This is a genomic window from Pollutimonas subterranea (genome assembly GCF_002849655.1).
GTDB lineage: Bacteria > Pseudomonadota > Gammaproteobacteria > Burkholderiales > Burkholderiaceae_B > Pollutimonas > Pollutimonas subterranea.
On sequence record NZ_PDNW01000003.1, the window covers coordinates 205,880 to 224,189 of the forward strand.

An 18,310-nucleotide genomic window follows, 5' to 3' on the forward strand; every position below is an offset into this window, starting at 1 on the left:
TTTTAGAGTGAGCACGCATGCCGCAGTTTTTCATAGAAAGGCCTATTTTTGCCTGGGTCGTGGCCCTTGCAATTACGCTGGCTGGTTTGTTAGCCATTCCCAACATGCCGATTTCGCAGTATCCCGAGGTGGCACCTCCGGCGATCACGATCCAGGCCACTTATCCCGGCGCTTCAGCCGAGGATGTCGCCAAGTCGGTATCCAGTGTTATCGAAAATGAACTCAACGGCGCGACGGGATTGCTGTATTACGAGTCGGTCAGCGACTCCTACGGTGGTTCGGAGATTACGGCGACTTTTGCGCCGGGTACTGATCCGGATCTGGCCCAGGTGGACGTGCAGAACCGTATTTCCAATATCACGGCCAAGTTGCCAGGGGCTGTCACGCAGCAAGGACTGAACGTCAGCCAAAGCAATGCCAACTTTCTTATGGTTGCAGCGCTTTCGTCGACCGATGGATCCCTGGATCAGGTTGCACTGGCTGACTACATTACCCGCAACATCCAGAATTCCATTTCGCGCGTCCCAGGAGTCGGAAAGTTCCAACTGTTTGCTGCTCCTCGTGCGATGCGTATCTGGGTCGATCCCGACAAGTTGACAGGCTACAAAATAAGCATGGCGGAGGTCAACGCCGCCGTCGCGAAACAGAATGTATTGATTTCTGCGGGCATTATTGGGTCTCCACCGAATCCGGATGAGCAACGCGTCACTGCGCCTATTGTTGTCAACGGCGAACTTTCAACCGTGGCCGACTTTGAAAAAATCGTGCTGCGTTCGAATGTCGACGGTTCCAGCGTACGAGTGCGCGACGTCGCGCGGGTCGAAATCGGTGCGGACAATTATCAGTTTGGCGCGCGCTTGAACGGCAAGCCTACCGCGGCGTTCGCCATATCGCTGGCGACCAACGCCAACGCCCTGTCCACGGCGGAAGGGGTGAAGGCGCGTATGGAAGAGCTGTCCCAGTTCTTCCCGGCCAACATCACGTACTCAATTCCCTACGACACGACGCCTTACGTTCAGTTGTCGATAGAGCAGGTGGTCCATACCTTGCTTGAAGCGATGGTGCTGGTGTTTATCGTGATGTTCATATTCTTGCAGAACGTACGCTATACGCTAATCCCGGCACTCGTGGTCCCGATCGCCATCATGGGCGCCTTCGCAGTAATGCTGGCGCTCGGGTTCTCGATCAATGTGCTGACGATGTTCGCCATGGTGCTGGCCATCGGCATTTTGGTTGATGATGCCATCGTCGTGGTCGAGAACGTTGAACGTATCATGGTCGAAGAGGGGTTATCGCCTAAGGAAGCGACCAAAAAGGCCATGCCCCAGATCAGCGGCGCGGTACTGGGCATGACGCTGGTTTTGGCCACGGTATTCTTGCCCCTTGCTTTCATGAGTGGTTCGGTTGGCGTCATCTACCGTCAATTTTCTGTTGCGATGGCGGTTTCCATCCTGTTTTCAGGGTTCCTGGCACTTACCTTCACACCGGCGCTGTGCGCGACGATACTCAAGCCCATACCGAAGGGCCATCACGAAACAAAGAAAGGCTTTTTTGGCTGGTTCAATCGCTTTTTCGAACGGGTCACTAATAGATATGAGGGGTGGGTGGGCCGCAGCCTGAAGCGCGGTGGCCGCATGATAATCGTCTATCTGATCCTGCTGCTGGCATTGGGATGGATGTATACGCGCCTGCCAACCTCCTTTCTTCCTGAAGAGGACCAGGGCTATATCATTGTCAATATGGAGTTGCCGTCAGGATCAACCAGCAATCGCACGATAGAGGTCATTGAAAAAGTCGAGGATTTCTTCAGCAAGCAACCAGAGACCGCGAACATCGTCACCGTTCAAGGGTTCAGCTTCAACGGAAACGGGCTTAATTCCGCGATCGCATTTGTGCCTTTGAAGGATTTCTCCGAGCGCAAGGGCAAAGAGCATTCCGCACAGGCGTTAGCCGGCAGGGCAACCCAGAACCTGCTGTTTGGTTTGCCGGATTCTATGGTCTTTGCGATTGTGCCGCCGGCAATCTCGTCGTTGGGAAACGCGTCCGGCTTTGACGTTCGTCTCCAGGACCGCGGCGGCCAAGGACATGATGCGTTGATGGGCGCCACACAGCAACTGCTGCAGATGGCCATGCAAAGCCCTGTCCTGGCTTCCACACGCATCACCGGCCTTGGACCGGGTTCTCAAATGAGCCTCACCATCGACCGCGCCAAGGCGGCCGCATTGGGCGTCGACTTCAGCGAGGTGGCTACCTTGATTTCAACGTCGCTGGGTTCGGCCTATGTCGCGAAGTTCCCCAATATGGGCTGGATGCAGAACGTATGGGTGCAGGCTGAGCAGAGTCACCGGATGAGTGCTGATGACGTCATGAAGCTGAACGCGCGTAATGGCTCTGGCGAGATGGTGCCTCTGTCTTCGTTTGTCAAAGTTGGCTGGGAGCAAGGACCTGTGCAGGTAGTCCGGTACAACAGCTATGAGTCCATTCGGATTGGGGGCTCGGCAGCCCCCGGATACTCGACCGGCGAGGCCATGGCCGAGATCGAACAGCTGATTGCCAAGCTTCCCACTGGTTTCGGCTACGAGTGGACCGGCCTGTCCTATCAGGAAAAGCAAGCCGGAAGTCAGTCCCTCATACTGATGGGCCTGGCCATGCTGGTTATTTTCTTGTTGCTAGCCGCACTGTATGAAAGCTGGGCGATCCCTCTGTCCGTCATGTTGATGGTTCCCTTGGGTATGCTCGGGGCTGTCGGTATGGTCTCGGCGTTGGGAATGTCCAATGACGTGTATTTCCAGGTCGGCATGATTACCGTGATCGGACTGGCGGCAAAGAATGCAATTCTTATTGTCGAGTTTGCCAAAGATACTTATGCGCAGGGCGGCAGCATCGTCGATGCCACCGTTGAAGCGGCGCGCTTGCGCTTCCGCCCGATCCTGATGACGTCGTTCGCGTTTATCCTGGGCGTTGTTCCACTGGCGATCGCAACCGGCGCCAGCTCCGCCAGCCAGAACGCGGTGGGCCTGGGCGTACTGGGCGGCATGCTGGCTGCTACACCGCTGGCCATGGTGTTCGTTCCTACATTTTTCGTGGTGGTATTAACATTGTTCAAGACCAAGCCCAAGCTATTGGGCGCCCACGCAAACATGGCGCCATTGACCAAGGTCCATCATGCGACAGGCACCGATCAAACCGAGCATTCTTCGAAGGACGGGGGACAGGCATGATTTCACGTAATTGCCGGCGCGCCGCGCTGCCGTTCCTGATAACGCTGGCGCTCGCCGGGTGCTCGCTGGCACCGAAGTATCAGCGTCCGGTCGCGCCCGTGCCGGGACAGTATCCCGATCATGACGCCGTGCAGAACACGGGGAGCGGCAGCGCGGCTGCTGTTGCGCCCGACGCGGCATACGGTTCCGATCTTGGCTGGAGCGAATTCTTCACCGATCCCCAACTCAAGGCGCTCATCCGGCTTTCGCTGGCCAATAACCGCGACATGCGCATTGCAGTGCAACGTGTCCAGGAGGCGCAGGCGCAGTACGGCATTGTTGACAGCGACCGCTTGCCAACCATAGGCGTTGGGGGAAATGCGCAATTTACACGTAATCCGGAAAACCTACGGGCTACGAGTGGCGAGTCCGATAGCGTCAGTCGGTACTATCAGGCCGGCGTGGGCATGACGGCCTTTGAGATCGATTTCTTCGGGCGGGTAAAGAACCTTTCTGAAGCTGCCTATCAGCAATACCTGGCCACCGCGCAAGCCACGCGCACCGTACATATCAATCTGGTCGCCTTGGTCGCCGAGGCCTATTTCCGCTTGCGTACCGCGCAGCAGCTCGACGGCTTGATGCAAAAAACCCTGGAGTCGCGCGAGAACACCTATTCGCTGGTCAAGGCGCGCTACGACGCGGGTGTCGCTTCTTCCCTCGACCTCAGCCAAGCGCGCGCCCAGCTGGAAACCGTAAAGGTGGACCGCGAAGGCGTCAAGCGATCACAGGCGCAGGCATACAACGCGTTGCAGCTATTGCTGGGCACAGAGATTCCCCAGAATATGCCGAACTCGACCGCTTTCGGTCGGGACCAGGTGCTGGCCGCTATTCCGGTCGGTTTGCCATCCGACTTGCTCGAGCGGCGCCCTGACATCATGGGGGCCGAGAACGCGCTGCTGGCGGCCAATGCCAATATTGGCGCCGCTCGCGCGGCATTCTTTCCCAACATATCCATTACGGGCTTGCTGGGCTTTGCCAGCCCGCAACTAGGGGGTTTGTTTGGCTCGGGCCAGCGCTTCTGGCAATTTGCGCCGCAATTGCAGATGCCTATCTTCGCAGGCGGTGTCCGCGGAAACCTGGACCTCGCCGAGGCTCGCAATAATATTGCCGTCGCCCAATACGAAAAAGCCATCCAGACCGCGTTCCGCGAAGTGGCCGACGCCTTGGCCGGCGAGGCAACCTACGACCGCCAGCTCGATGCACTGCGCTCACTGGAGGCCGCGGCATCCGAATCGCTGTCGCTGGCGACGCTGCGTTATGAAACCGGTATCGACAGCTTCCTGCAAGTACAGAATGCCGAAGTCGATCTCTACACGACGCAACAGACCTTTTATCAGATAGGCATGGAATCGCTCATGAACCGGGTGGAGCTGTACAAGGCGCTGGGAGGAGGGTGGCTCGAAACGTCGGTGTCGGCGAACCCGGCCACGGGGAACGTTTCAGGCACGGCGCCCGGCAGGGACAGCGGGTCGATAAAAGGCGATAATGGTTCCTGACTCAATGAATGGAACCGACTGGGTGCAAGAGAATGATTGAATTAGGCGTGAATATTGACCATGTAGCCACTTTGCGCCAACAGCGACTCACCTCGTATCCCGATCCGGTTGCGGCGGCCTTGCGGGCAGAAGACGCAGGCGCCGATGTCATTACCTTACACTTGCGCGAAGATCGCCGGCACATACAAGACGCCGACGTAGCGGCGATACGGCCCTTGCTTCGCACGCGCATGAACCTGGAATGCGCGGTTACCCGTGAAATGCTCGATATCGCATGCCATATCAAGCCTCAGGATGTGTGTCTGGTTCCCGAAAAACGCAGCGAACTCACCACCGAAGGCGGCCTCGATGTCGTCGGCCAGCTCGATCTCGTTCGCGACGCTGTGTCGCAGTTGCACGACGCAGGCATCCGGGTGTCGCTTTTTATCGACCCGGAAGCTTCGCAGGTCGAAGCCGCCGTACGGGCAGGCGCCCGGGTCATTGAATTGCACACGGGCGCCTATTCCGAGGCAACCGAATCAGCGGCTATAGATTTCGAACTCATACGGCTGCGTGCTGCCGTCGCGCTGGCGGCGGGCGAGGGGCTGCGCGTCAATGCAGGGCACGGCCTGCATTATGAAAACGTTCAAACCATTGCAGCGATGCCGGGCATTGCCGAGCTTAATATCGGCCACGCGATCGTGGCTCGCGCAGTGTTCGACGGCTGGGAAAAGGCCATACGTGATATGAAGGCGCTCATGCATACTGCCTGAACGCCTTCCTGAAAAGGATTGAAGATGTCAGTTGTTCCGCTTGAATATTTGCTATCCCGACGTTCCACCAAGTTCCTGAAGTCTCCCGGTCCGGACGAGTCGCAATTGGCTCAAATCTTCCAGGCCGCGATGTCGGCACCCGACCACGGCAGGCTGCAACCTTGGCGCTTCGCGCTGATCCGGGGGGAAAGCCTTGGCCGGCTTGCCGATATGGCCATATCGGCGATCAAGGCCGAAGGCTTGCCACTGACCCCTGAGAAGGAAGCCAGCAACCGGCGCTGGCTCGAAGAGCTTCCATTGCTTATTGCGATCGCGTGCAAAATCGACCACAGCAACACCAAGATTCCCGAGCACGAGCGGATGCTGGCCGTTGGTTCGGCGGTCATGAATATGCTTAACGCCGCACATATGCTTGGTTATGGCGCATTCTGGAGCACCGGCCTGGGCTCTTATGTCGACGAAGTCAGCGAGAATCTCGGGTTTGATTCGCTGGATTACCGGTTCATGGGATATCTTGCCATCGGTACGCCTATCAAAGACCTTGGCCCCATCCAACGGCCGGACTTTACGCAGTTCGTCACAGAATGGACAGGAAGCTGATCTGGTCCAAGGATAAAAGCATGAAAAAATTGAAGACGGATGTAGCAATTATTGGGGCCGGAACTGCCGGAATGCTGGCGTATCGTACCGTCAAGGCCGCTGGGGCAAGCGCCGTACTGATCGAAGGCGGCCCCTATGGGACCACATGTGCGCGTGTGGGCTGCATGCCTTCAAAATTGTTGATCGCGGCTGCCGAGGCGGCGCATTCGGCAGCTTCCGCCAGCGCTTTCGGCGTCCATATTGATGGCACCTTGCGCATAGACGGCACCCAAGTCATGGACCGGGTCAAGCGGGAACGAGATCGCTTCGTGGGCTTTGTGCTTGATAGTGTCGACAACATGCCGGATTGCGACAAAGTACGGGGCTACGCGCGCTTTATCTCCGATACGCTGCTACGCGTCGACGATCATACTGAAATCCAGGCGTCCCGGGTCATCATTGCGACCGGGTCGACCCCTGTCGTGCCGGAACCTTACCGCGCGCTCGGCGATCGGGTCATTGTGAATGATGATGTCTTTGCCTGGGACGATTTGCCGCGCCGCGTGATGGTGGCTGGTGCCGGTGTCATCGGCATGGAAATTGGCCAGGCGCTGGCTCGCCTCGGTGTCGAGGTCCGGCTCATCAACCGTAGTGACAGCTTGGGCGGGTTGACCGATCCGATCGTCCGCGCTAGTGCCCTCGCTGCATTTCAGTCGGAACTGGACCTGCACTTGAATTCGCGCATACTGGACGTCCAGCGTATCGGCGACGAGGTGGAAATACGCTATCAAGTCGACGGCCAAGACGCCGTGACAGAGCGCTTTGACTATCTGCTGGTGGCGACCGGACGCCGTCCCAATGTCGATGCGCTGGATCTGCACAATACATCGGCCATACTCGATGACAAGGGGATGCCGCAGTACGATGCGCAAACCTTGCAGTTGGGATCAGCGCCCATATTCATCGCCGGCGACGTTGACGGTGTACTGCCCCTGCTGCACGAGGCCAGCGACGATGGACGCATTGCAGGCCAGAACGCCGCCGCGTACCCTCATATCGTCCCCGGCAAGCGGCGTGCGCCCCTCGCCATTGTCTTTACAGACCCTCAATTGGCTGCCGTAGGCATACGGTTCAAAGACCTGCCCCCGCAAGGAGTGGTGTTTGGCGAGGTCGACTTCGCAGACCAGGGCAGGTCGCGCGTCATGTTGAAGAACTACGGAAAACTGCGCGTCTATGCCAGTCAGGAAAATGGACGGCTGCTGGGCGCCGAAATAGCAGGCCCGGCCGCCGAACATATTGCGCATCTTCTGGCATGGGCCGTGCAGCAGGAAATGACCATCAACGCAATGCTTGATATGCCGTTCTACCATCCTGTCATCGAGGAAGGCCTACGCACCGCATTGCGCCACGCCGCTCAGGAACTGCTAAAGAGCAAGCTTGAGTATGTCCGCGTGGAAGAGCAGTGCGTCAATAACGCTTGAGCGCACTAGCGCATTTTCGGCGCTCTAGCCCTTGGGCAGTAATGACTTGACGCTTTCCGTCAGCGCCTCGACGGATTCAGTGTCGGCGGCCAGCATCCGTGCGCGGCCGTCGGCATCAAACATGTATACCCCGCGGCTGTGCGCCACTTCGTAATCTTCTTTGTCGCTGCCGGAAGGTTTCTCTATCTGATACGCCACGCGATAGCGGCGCGCCACGTCAGCGATCTGTTTTTCCGTGCCGGTCAGGCCGATTGCATTTTCATCGAATGCATCGACATAGGCCTGCAGAATCTCAGGCGTATCGCGATGGGGGTCGACGCTGATGAACAGGATGCGCACCTTGCTGGCATCGTCTTCCAGATTCGACATGACTTGCGAGAGCTGTGCCATTGTCGTCGGGCAGACGTCGGGGCAGCTCGCATAGCCGAAAAACAGCATGACGGTCTTGCCCTTGAAGGATTCCTGCGTCATGGTCTTGCCGCCTGCCGCCTCGAGGGTGAAGCGCAGGTCGGGCAGGAATCCGCGCACGTTGTGCACCGGGTTTTCGGCGGCTAACGCCGAGAAGGCCATGGCGCCGGCGCAAGCCGTTGCCATGATGTAGCGGAATAAAAAGCGCATTGCTGAAGCCTCTCTGTAATTGCATGCGTCGGCGCCCGGCGCCTTAGTCACCGCCTGGTTCAGTCATGCCGCTATGGCGCAACAGGGCGTCGATGGAGGGAGGGCGGCCGCGGAATGCGTGGAAGGATTCCGCCGCCGGCCGCGAGCCGCCGACCGCGAGAATTTCCTTCAGGAAACGTTGGCCGGTGGCTGCATTAAGCGTTTCGCGTGTGTTGTCCGCGGCCATGACGGCACTTTCTTCGAATGCACCGTAAACGTCGGCCGACAGGACCTCTGCCCATTTGTAGCTGTAATAACCGGCACCGTAGCCGCCCGCAAAGAGATGCGAGAAATTATGAGGGAATCGGTGCCATGATGGCGGAAAGAGCACGGCGACTTCTTTGCGGACGTCATTGAGTACATCGAGCACGGCCTGTATGGACATGCCTTGCGCCTGGTGGTGAATGCCCATGTCGAAGAGCGAGAACTCGACCTGCCGCAGGGTCTGCATGCCGCTCTGGAAATTTCGGGCCGCCAACAGTTTATCGTAAAGTTCACGCCCTAGAGGCTTGCCGGTTTCAATGTGGGCCGACAAGCCCTGTACGACCGACCATTCCCAGCAGAAATTTTCCATGAACTGCGAGGGCAATTCGATGGCATCCCATTCAACGCTCGCAAACGCCGCGGCGCCGGGTTCGTCCACCTGTGAAAGCAGCGCGTGCAAGGCATGACCGCTTTCATGAAATAGTGTGATGACGTCGTCGTGCGTAAGCAAGGCCGCCTTGCCGCCCTGAGGCCGTGAGAAGTTGCAGGTCAGGTAGACAACCGGAGTCTGCAAGCTAGTGGCTGATTTGCGGCGGTTGCGCTCGCTGTCCACCCACGCGCCGCTTTGCTTGCCCTGCCGGGCATAGAGATCGATATAGAGCGTGCCCAGTACGGCGCCGGCGCTGTCCGAGACTTCAAATGCCTTGGCGTCGTCGTGCCAGGTCGGGGCATTGCATGGAACCAGGGTCACATTGAACAGCTTATTGATCACCTGGAACAAGCCCTGCAGAACTTGCGGCTCGGTGAAATACTGTTTTATCTCTTCTTCCGAATAGGCATAGCGCTCTTCACGCAGTCGTTCGGACACAAATGCGATATCCCAGGGCTCCAATTCGAGCAAGCCTAGCCTGTCCCGGGCGAACGCGCGCAACTCGGCAAGATCGCGTGTTGCATACGGCTTGGCCTTGCGGGCAAGTTCACGCAGAAACTCCAGAACTTGAGCGGCGCTGTCGGCCATGCGCGTTTCCAATCGCAACGCCGCAAAACTTCCGAATCCCAGGAGCGATGCTTCTTCCGCCCGAAGGGCCAGCAACTGTTCGATCAGCGGCGAATTGTCGAGCGCCGGAGCCCCTTGCTCGGACGCAACAGTCGCATACGCCCGGTAGAGCTCCTGGCGCAAGCTGCGATCCTGAGCGTACTGCATGACGGGAATGTAGCAAGGCATCTTGAGCACCAGCTTCCAGCCTTCCAGGCCATCAGCCTCGGCGGCCGACCTGGCTTCCTGGACCACGTCGGCGGGAAGTCCGGCGAGCCGGGCTTCGTCACGGATGTTCAGGGACCATTGGTCTACGCTGTCCAGTACATTCTCGGAGAACTTCTGCGAGGCCTGCGCCTGCAGGTCGGAAATTTCAGCATAACGCTGGCGCTGGTCGCCGATGAGCTCGACACCACTAAGGCGGAAATCGCGCAAGGCCAGCTCAATGACACGTTGCCGTACCGGTGCGAGTCGCGCAAAAGAGTCGGACGAACTGATGCGCTTGTATTGGGCATACAAGCCGGTATGAAGCCCGACCCAGGTCGAAAATTCCGTAACCAGGGGTAGACATTGGTTATAGGCGGCGCGAAGCTCCGGGGTGTTGACCACGGCATTCAGGTGACCGGCCACCGACCACGCGCGCCACAATTTCTCAGAGGCGTCTTCCAGCGGCTCGACGATGCTGTCCCATGTTGCGTCCAGCTCCGGGTCGGCGGCATGGTCGACGGCGCGCCGCGTCTCGGCGATAAGCGTCGAAATGGCAGGCTCTATGTGCGCGGGCTCGACGCGGGCATAGTCAATGAGCGATGAGATGGGTGTCAACAAGGGATTTTCAGTCATTGCTAGATTCAACATTAAATAGGTATGGCAGCAGCGCCGCGCTCGGCCGGGCCGCGTTCGGCCGCTTCAACGGTATTGACCAGCAGCATGGCTATCGTCATGGGCCCGACACCGCCCGGAACAGGCGTGATGGCCGCGGCCACGGCTTTGGCGGATTCGAAGTCCACATCGCCGACCAGTCGGCCGTCGGCGCTGCGATTGATGCCAACGTCGATGACGACAGCACCCGGCTTGATCATATCCCCGGTCACTATGCCCGGCTTGCCGGTGGCCACGACCAGCACATCGGCCCGTCTTGTCTGGGCACCAAGGTCGCGTGTCTTGGAATTGCATAGGGTTACTGTGGCTCCGGCCGCCAGCAGCAGCATGGCCATGGGCTTGCCGACGATATTGCTGGCGCCGACGATGACCGCTTCGGCGCCGCGCAGCGAGACGTTCTCGGCTTCGAGCATTTTCATGATGCCATAGGGCGTGCAAGGTCGAAACAGCGGCTGGCCCGTCATCAACAAGCCGGCGTTGCTGATGTGGAATCCGTCGACATCCTTGTCGGCGGAAATGGCCTCGATGACCAGGCTGGCGTCCATGTGGGCGGGCAGGGGCAGTTGCACCAGAATGCCGTGGATGGTGGTGTCGGCGTTGAGTTCGTGCACGACGTCCAGCAATTCGCCTTCCGTGGTGTCCGACGCCAGGCGGATGACACGGGAATGCAGCCCCGCCTTATCGCAGGCGGCCGCCTTGTTGCGGACATAGACCTGCGATGCCGGGTCTTCGCCGACCAGGACGACGGCCAAGCCGGGTACGATGCCTTGTTCTTTAAGAGACAGGACGCGCTTCGACACGTCGGATTTCACGGTGTCGGAAAGCGCCTTCCCATCGATAAGACGAGCTGTCATGCGGTTCCTTCTGCTTTGGTGAGGGCGATTTTCATCAGGTCGGCCACGGTGGTGACTTCGAGTTTTTCCATGATGTTGGCGCGGTGAGCTTCAACTGTCTTGATGCTGATGTTCAGATCGCCGGCGATCTGTTTGTTAAGACGGCCTGCCACGATGCGTTCCAGCACCTGCTGTTCGCGCGCGGTGAGCCGGCTGAGGACAGCCTGATGATTCTTGTGGGCCTGTGCCTGGCTGACCCGCTGGGTTGCCTGGTCCAGCATGCGGGCCACGATGGTTCGCAGATCGGTCTCGTTGAATGGCTTTTCGAGAAAGTCGACGGCGCCTTTTTTCATGGTCGACACGGCCATGGGAACATCGCCATGCCCCGTAATGAACACGATGGGCAATGGCGCCTGGCGCGCAATGAGTTCTTCCTGGAGTTCCAGGCCGCTCATGCCCGGCATGCGTACGTCTGCAATCAATACGCCCACCTGGTCCGGCTCGTACGCATTGAGAAACTCTTCCGCTCCGCTAAAGCTGCGTACACGGTAGCCATTTGCTTCGAGCAGCCACCGCAGGGAATCGCGTACCGCTTCGTCATCGTCGACAATGAAGATGGTGCTCGGGGCTTGTGGTGTAGTCATGCATGCAACTCCTGGGTTTCCTCTGCGGTGCTGGGCGCTTGTGGCGATGCACACGGCAGGGTAAAGCGAAAAATGGTGCCGCCGTCCGGATTGGAACTGGCCCAAAGCCGACCGTGATGCGACTCAATGATAGTACGGCAGATGTTCAGCCCCATGCCCAGCCCTTCGGACTTGGTGCTGTAGAAAGGTTCGAAAAGACGTTCGGGGTCGCGCAAGCCGTGGCCGCGGTCAATGACCGCAATCTCCACCAGGGGATGCTGGTCGGTGACGACGACATGAAGCACGCGGTATTCGCTGGACTCCATCGCTTCTACGCCGTTCTTGAGCAAATTCAGCAAGACTTGTTCGATCAGGATGGGGTCGGCCATCACATTTGGCAAGGGGTCGGGCAAGACCTGCTCGATATCGATCTGGCGCTTGCGGGCATCGATCTCGGCGAAGCCTACGGCATTATCAATGATTTGAGCGACGGTGACAGATTGCCGCCGGGGTTCGCTGCGTTTCACGAATTCCCGGATGCGGCTGATGATCTTGCCGGCCCGCTCTGCTTGCTGCGCTGCTTTTTCCAGCGCCTCCAGCAGCCGTTCAGGCTGGGCATTGCCCGCCTTGAGCATCGCGACGGCACCCATGCTGTAGTTGCTGATGGCTGTAAGCGGCTGGTTCAGCTCGTGCGCCAATGAGGAAGCCATTTCGCCCATGGTGGTGAGCCGGCTGGTCAGTTGGATTTTTTCTTGTTGCACTCGCGAATCTTCTTCGTGAGTGCGGCGTTCGGTGATGTCGCGGGCCACTTGCAGGCGCACCCGACGTCCGTCTGTCCAAGCCAGGATGCGATGGTGTACTTCAAACCAGCGTTGCGCCGATTCGGAAAAGATCTCGACCGTTTCGTCGGTGAAGCGCCCAAGCCGGCCACCCAGGAGCTCGCCATGGCCATTGGACTGAGCACCGAAGAAGCGCCGGTAAGTGCGATTCGCAAAGAGAAGCTCGAGGCCTTCGGAGGTGTCGGCGACGACCGATATGGCGTCGTCCAGCCCTTCAAGCACCGTCATGAAGCGCTCGTGGGCCGCGGTAAGGGCCTCGCGTATTCGCTTGGGCTCGGTGATGTCGGTCATGGAGGTCATCCAGCCGATCTGTTCGCCATTGGGGTCGCGCAGGGGAGAAACATACATCCGCGCGGTGAAGCGCGAGCCGTCGCGCCGTTGCGCCTCGACCTCGAGGCCGCTACTGGGCGTACGGCCGGACAGCAGCAGATCCAGTGTTTCCTGATGCTGGGCATGCCGGCCCGGCAACCAATATGGAAACGGTGTGGTGCGACCGATAAGATCGGCTTCATTCCAACCTATCATGCGGCAGAAGGCGGGGTTCACGTAAGCGATGCGCCCGTGCATGTCGAAAACACGCATGCCGGTGGACATGGAGTTTTCCATGGCGCGACGGAATCCGGTCTCGGCAATAAGCGCCGCCTCGGCCGTTGTGCGAAACCGCGTATAGCGCCACAGGGCCAGAAGACTGAGGACGATGACGAACGACAGGGCGGCCACGACCATCATCAGCCGTTGCTGGCGGGTTTCCTGATCGATGGTGACAAACATGACGCTATCGTTGTGCAGCCGCTGGAGCCATATAAACGCGCCCATGACGCAAAGATATAAGACCAGAACGATGACTGGCGTGAGCCAATAGAAACCGCGCCGCGTCGTGCTCGCCTGGTCGTAGAACGTAGTCGGGATCAAGGATTTTTTAGAGTGACTCGCCATGGCTCTTCGGTTGTTGCACGGAATGCTTTCGGCATTTTAAACCGTAAGCGGGATGTTAATATTTCACATTATAAAAAGTCATATCATAAAATGAAATATTGCTTGAACATATTGCCGGTCTTTCCTAGAATTGAGCCCATTGCGGCTGCGGGCTGCTCTACAGGCACGCGTCCGGGATCACCAACTATCGGGTATAACGGGACAACGACTTCGTGTTGTCAGTGTTCGGATTCATAATTTAAACAGGAGACACCTAAATGTCCTCTCTTGACCCAATCAACGCACCGGCGGCTGGCGCCGACGATGCCGCCCTCGAAACGCAGGAATGGCTGGAAGCACTGGAAGCCGTGCTGGACCGGGAAGGCCCCGAACGTGCCCACTACCTGCTTGAGCGCCTGGTTGATCTGGCGCGCCGATCCGGCGCACACATCCCGTTCTCGCCCAACACGGCTTACGTCAACACGATACCTCCAGGACTGGAGCCCGCGCATCCGGGCAATCTGGTGCTTGAAGAGCGCATTCGCTCGTATGTGCGCTGGAACGCCATGGCCATGGTGGTCAAGGCGAACAGCCACAATCCACCCGACGGTGGCGATCTCGGCGGCCATATTGCCTCGTTCGCGTCGCTTGCCACCATGATAGGTTGCGGCCAGAATCACTTCTGGCACGCCGAGACCGACGATCACGGCGGCGATCTGGTGTACTTCCAGGGCCATTCCTCGCCGGGCATATATGGCCGTGCCTATCTAGAGGGACGCCTTACCGAAGACCAGCTGGATAATTTCCGCCAGGAAGTCGACGGCAAAGGCTTGCCGTCTTACCCTCATCCCAAGCTTATGCCGGAATTCTGGCAATTTCCTACGGTGTCCATGGGGCTCGGTCCTCTCATGGCCATCTATCAGGCGCGATTCCTCAAGTATCTGCATGCCCGCGGCTTGGCCGACACCAGCAAGCGCAAGGTATGGGTATTTTGCGGCGATGGCGAGATGGACGAACCCGAGTCGCTGGGCGCCATTAGCCTGGCTTCCCGCGAGAAACTCGATAACCTGATCTTTGTCATCAACTGCAATCTGCAGCGACTGGACGGCCCGGTACGTGGCAATGGCAAGATCATCCAGGAGCTCGAGGGCGACTTCCGCGGCAGCGGATGGAATGTCATCAAGCTTATTTGGGGCGGCTATTGGGACCCTCTGCTGGCGCGCGATAAAGAAGGCATCTTGCGCCGCATCATGGAAGAATCGGTCGACGGCGAGTATCAGGCATACAAGGCCAACGACGGCAAGTTCGTGCGCGAGCATTTCTTCGGCAAGCATCCCAAGCTGCTCGAGATGGTCAGCCGCATGAGCGACGAGGACGTCTGGCGCCTGAATCGCGGCGGTCACGATCCTTATAAGGTGTATGCCGCATTCGAAGCCGCATCCCAGCACAAGGGACAACCTACCGTCATCCTGGCCAAGACCATCAAGGGCTACGGCATGGGCCATGTGGGCCAGGCCAAGAACCCCTCGCACCAGCAGAAGAAGCTGGATGTCGCCGCGGTACGCGAATTCCGCGACCGTTTCAATATTCCGGTACCCGACGACAAGCTCGAAGATCTTCCGTACTTCAAGCCTGCCGACGACTCGCCTGAAATGAAATACCTGCACGAGCGCCGCGAGGCCCTGGGCGGCTACCTGCCACATCGCCGGGCAAAAGCGGACGAGCACCTGACCGCTCCAAAACTGGAAGCGTTCAAGGCAGTGCTCGAACCTACCGCCGAAGGTCGCGAAATATCTACGACCCAGGCATTCGTGCGTATTCTGAACCAGATCCTGCGCGACAAGGACCTGAGTCCGCGCGTCGTGCCGATTCTGGCCGACGAGTCCCGTACATTCGGCATGGAAGGGCTATTCCGCCAGATCGGCATTTATGCCCCGGAAGGGCAAAAATACACGCCGGTCGACAAAGACCAGGTCATGTATTACCGGGAAACGGAGAACGGACAGTTGCTGCAGGAAGGCATCAACGAGGCCGGTGCCTTCAGTTCGTGGATGGCGGCGGCAACGTCGTATTCCACCAATAACCGGATCATGATTCCGTTCTTCATCTATTACTCGATGTTCGGCTTCCAGCGTATCGGCGATCTGGCGTGGGCGGCGGGCGACATGCAGGCGCGCGGTTTCCTGCTTGGCGGGACGGCAGGGCGCACGACGCTCAACGGCGAAGGCTTGCAGCATGAAGACGGCCACAGCCATATCATGTCGTCGCTCATCCCGAACTGCGTGTCGTATGACCCCACCTTCGGCCACGAGCTCGCCGTCATCATCCAGGATGGCCTGCGCCGCATGGTGGAAAATCAGGAAAATGTGTATTACTACATTACCGTGATGAACGAGAACTACCCGCAGCCTGGACTCACTCAAGGCGACGAGCAAGGCATCATCCGCGGTATGTACAAGTTCAAGTCGGTCGGCGACGGCAAGATGCGTGTCCAGCTCATGGGTTCGGGCACCATCCTGCGCGAGGTGCTCGCGGCACAGGACATCCTGGAAAGCGACTGGGGCGTAGGCTCCGACGTCTGGAGCGTCACCAGCTTCACCGAGCTGCGCCGCGACGGCCTGGACTGCGAGCGTCACAATATGCTGCATCCCGAAGATGCTGCGCCGCAGGTGTCGTATGTCAGCCAGCAGTTGCAAGACACAACGGGCCCCATCGTGGTTTCCACTGATTACGTCAAGGCCTATGGCGACCAGATCCGTCCGTTCGTGCCCAAGGGCCGTGATTTCCGCGTATTGGGCACCGATGGCTTCGGGCGTTCCGATTTCCGTTACAAGCTGCGTGAGCATTTCGAGGTAGACCGGCATTTTGTCGTCCTGGCAGCTTTGCGCGGCCTGGCTGATGAAGGTCAGTTGCCCATGGCCAAGGTGGCCGAGGCCATCAAGAAGTACGGCATCAATCCCGAGAAAGCCAATCCGCATCACGCCTGAACGAGGACGACAAAATGAGCAATAGCACCGAAATCAAGGTTCCCGATATTGGCGACGTGAGCGAAGTCGATGTGATCGAAATATTGGTGGCCGAAGGCGACACCATCGCCAAGGACCAAAGCCTGATTACCGTCGAGTCCGACAAGGCCTCCATGGAGATACCGGCGTCCCAGGCCGGCGTGGTCAAGTCCATCAAGGTCAAGACTGGCGACAAGGTCAAAGAGGGATCGGTAATTCTTGAAATCCAGGCCGCCGAATCGGGCGACAAGGCGCAGCAAGCCGCGGCGTCTGCGCCGGACGCAGGTCAGGAAAGTGCCGCCGCGCCGCAAACCGGCGCCCGGCAAGCTGACAGCCAACCGCAAGACGATGCGCAGGCTCCCAAGCAGGACGCCAAGGCATCAGCGGCTTCGGGCGACCAAGGCCCTGTCACCGTGGTGGTACCTGATATCGGCGACACGACCGATGTCGAAGTCATCGAAATCATGGTTGCAGTGGGCGACACAGTCACCGCCGAACAAAGCCTGATCACCGTCGAGTCCGACAAGGCTTCCATGGAAGTGCCATCGTCGCATGCGGGGGTGGTAACCGCCATCAAGGTCAAGCTGGGCGATAAAGTCAACAAAGGATCCGAGGTCCTTGAGCTGCGCAGCGAAGCGCCCGCAGGTGCTGCCAAACAAGCCGAGCCGGCCCCGGCCGACAAGTCCGGCGAAAGCCCTTCGAGCACCGCGGCACCCCGTCAGCAAGCGCAGCCGGCTGCGCAAGACAGCAAAGCGAGCCTGGCTTCCGTACCGCCTGAAAGGCATTCGCCGACGGAAGCCTTTGCCGATGTCGACGTACCTTTGCGCAATCTGCCGCATGCTTCTCCGTCGGTGCGAAAATTCGCACGCGAACTGGGCGTCACTCTGACGAAGGTGCAAGGTTCGGGTGACAAAAACCGCATTACCGCCGACGACGTACGCAATTTCGTCAAACAGGCCTTGGCGTCAGGCGGAGCCGCGACACCGGTGGCTGCAGGAGGTGCTGAAGGCGGGTTCAGCGTACTGCCATGGCCTAAAGTGGATTTCGCCAAGTTCGGCGCCATTGAAGCCAAGCCTTTGTCGCGCATCAAGAAAATTTCGGGCGCCAATCTGCACCGAAACTGGGTGATGATTCCTCATGTCACCAATAACGATCTGGCCGACATCACCGGGCTTGAAGACCTGCGCCAGACGCTGAATCAGGAAAACCAGAAATCGGGCATCAAGGTGACGATGCTGGCCTTCCTCATCAAGGCGGTTGTCGCGGCGCTCAAGAAATTCCCGGAATTCAATGCGTCCATCGACGGTGAAAACCTGGTGCTCAAGCAGTACTACCATATCGGCTTCGCCGCCGATACGCCCAACGGCCTGATGGTGCCCGTGATACGCGATGCCGACAAGAAGGGTATTTTCGATCTTGCCAGCGAAACTTCCGAACTGGCCAAGCTTGCCCGCGACGGCAAGTTGGCGCCTGCGCAAATGCAAGGCGGCTGCTTCTCGATTTCCTCGCTGGGCGGCATAGGCGGCACCTCGTTCACGCCCATTATCAACGCGCCCGAGGTGGCGATCCTGGGCGTATCGCGCTCTTCACATCAGCCCGTTTGGGATGGCAAGGAATTCCAGGCCCGCCTTATGCTGCCCCTGTCGCTTTCCTATGACCACCGCGTCATCGACGGGGCTGCAGCCGCCCGCTTCAACGCGTACCTGGGCAGCTTGCTGGCCGACTTCCGGCGCATTGCGCTATAGGAGCCC

Annotated in this window: 12 protein-coding genes; 7 read left to right on the forward strand and 5 right to left on the reverse strand. The window is 58.8% G+C overall.

Annotated elements, in window-relative coordinates:
• Positions 1 to 17: 17 nt before the first annotated feature.
• Genes CR159_RS05295 through CR159_RS05315 form a run of 5 tightly spaced genes read left to right on the forward strand, consistent with a single transcriptional unit; the run spans position 18 to position 7,568 of the window.
• Entirely contained in the window at positions 18 to 3,221 is a 3,204-nt protein-coding gene (locus CR159_RS05295; RefSeq protein ID WP_102072957.1) for an efflux RND transporter permease subunit, read from the forward strand.
• Positions 3,218 to 4,756, forward strand: a complete 1,539-nt coding sequence (locus CR159_RS05300) for an efflux transporter outer membrane subunit (RefSeq protein WP_102072958.1) — start codon at positions 3,218 to 3,220, stop codon at positions 4,754 to 4,756. Before CR159_RS05295 ends, CR159_RS05300 begins: the two co-directional genes overlap by 4 nt.
• A gap of 32 nt (positions 4,757 to 4,788) precedes the next feature.
• Positions 4,789 to 5,508, forward strand: a complete 720-nt coding sequence (gene pdxJ / locus CR159_RS05305; RefSeq protein ID WP_102072959.1) for a pyridoxine 5'-phosphate synthase — start codon at positions 4,789 to 4,791, stop codon at positions 5,506 to 5,508.
• A 24-nt stretch (positions 5,509 to 5,532) separates the two neighbouring features.
• Positions 5,533 to 6,108, forward strand: a complete 576-nt coding sequence (locus tag CR159_RS05310; protein WP_102072960.1) for a nitroreductase family protein — start codon at positions 5,533 to 5,535, stop codon at positions 6,106 to 6,108.
• A gap of 20 nt (positions 6,109 to 6,128) precedes the next feature.
• Complete coding sequence (locus tag CR159_RS05315; protein WP_102073074.1) at positions 6,129 to 7,568, forward strand: dihydrolipoyl dehydrogenase; 1,440 nt, start codon at positions 6,129 to 6,131, stop codon at positions 7,566 to 7,568.
• 24 nt (positions 7,569 to 7,592) lie between these two features.
• Here the strand turns inward: CR159_RS05315 and CR159_RS05320 are convergent, their stop codons facing one another.
• Genes CR159_RS05320 through CR159_RS05340 form a run of 5 tightly spaced genes read right to left on the reverse strand, consistent with a single transcriptional unit; the run spans position 7,593 to position 13,575 of the window.
• Positions 7,593 to 8,186: an SCO family protein gene (locus CR159_RS05320; RefSeq protein ID WP_102072961.1), complete on the reverse strand. Its 594-nt coding sequence runs from the start codon at positions 8,184 to 8,186 to the stop codon at positions 7,593 to 7,595.
• A gap of 43 nt (positions 8,187 to 8,229) precedes the next feature.
• On the reverse strand, positions 8,230 to 10,305 hold the full coding sequence (locus tag CR159_RS05325) for a M3 family metallopeptidase (protein WP_102072962.1): 2,076 nt from the start codon (positions 10,303 to 10,305) through the stop codon (positions 8,230 to 8,232).
• Positions 10,306 to 10,319: 14 nt separating this feature from the next.
• Positions 10,320 to 11,198 carry a bifunctional methylenetetrahydrofolate dehydrogenase/methenyltetrahydrofolate cyclohydrolase FolD gene (gene folD, locus CR159_RS05330; protein WP_102072963.1) on the reverse strand — a complete coding sequence of 293 codons (879 nt, stop codon included), beginning with the start codon at positions 11,196 to 11,198 and terminating at the stop codon, positions 10,320 to 10,322.
• Positions 11,195 to 11,821 carry a response regulator transcription factor gene (locus CR159_RS05335; RefSeq protein WP_102072964.1) on the reverse strand — a complete coding sequence of 209 codons (627 nt, stop codon included), beginning with the start codon at positions 11,819 to 11,821 and terminating at the stop codon, positions 11,195 to 11,197. Before CR159_RS05335 ends, folD begins: the two co-directional genes overlap by 4 nt.
• Positions 11,818 to 13,575 (reverse strand): PAS domain-containing sensor histidine kinase, encoded by a 1,758-nt coding sequence (locus CR159_RS05340; protein WP_102072965.1) that lies wholly within the window; start codon positions 13,573 to 13,575, stop codon positions 11,818 to 11,820. The genes CR159_RS05335 and CR159_RS05340 overlap by 4 nt, the downstream gene beginning before the upstream one ends.
• A gap of 257 nt (positions 13,576 to 13,832) precedes the next feature.
• On the opposite strand from CR159_RS05340, the gene aceE reads away from it, so the two are divergent.
• Entirely contained in the window at positions 13,833 to 16,541 is a 2,709-nt protein-coding gene (gene aceE, locus CR159_RS05345; protein WP_102072966.1) for a pyruvate dehydrogenase (acetyl-transferring), homodimeric type, read from the forward strand.
• 14 nt (positions 16,542 to 16,555) lie between these two features.
• Positions 16,556 to 18,304: a dihydrolipoyllysine-residue acetyltransferase gene (gene aceF / locus CR159_RS05350; RefSeq protein WP_102072967.1), complete on the forward strand. Its 1,749-nt coding sequence runs from the start codon at positions 16,556 to 16,558 to the stop codon at positions 18,302 to 18,304.
• Positions 18,305 to 18,310: the final 6 nt, after the last annotated feature.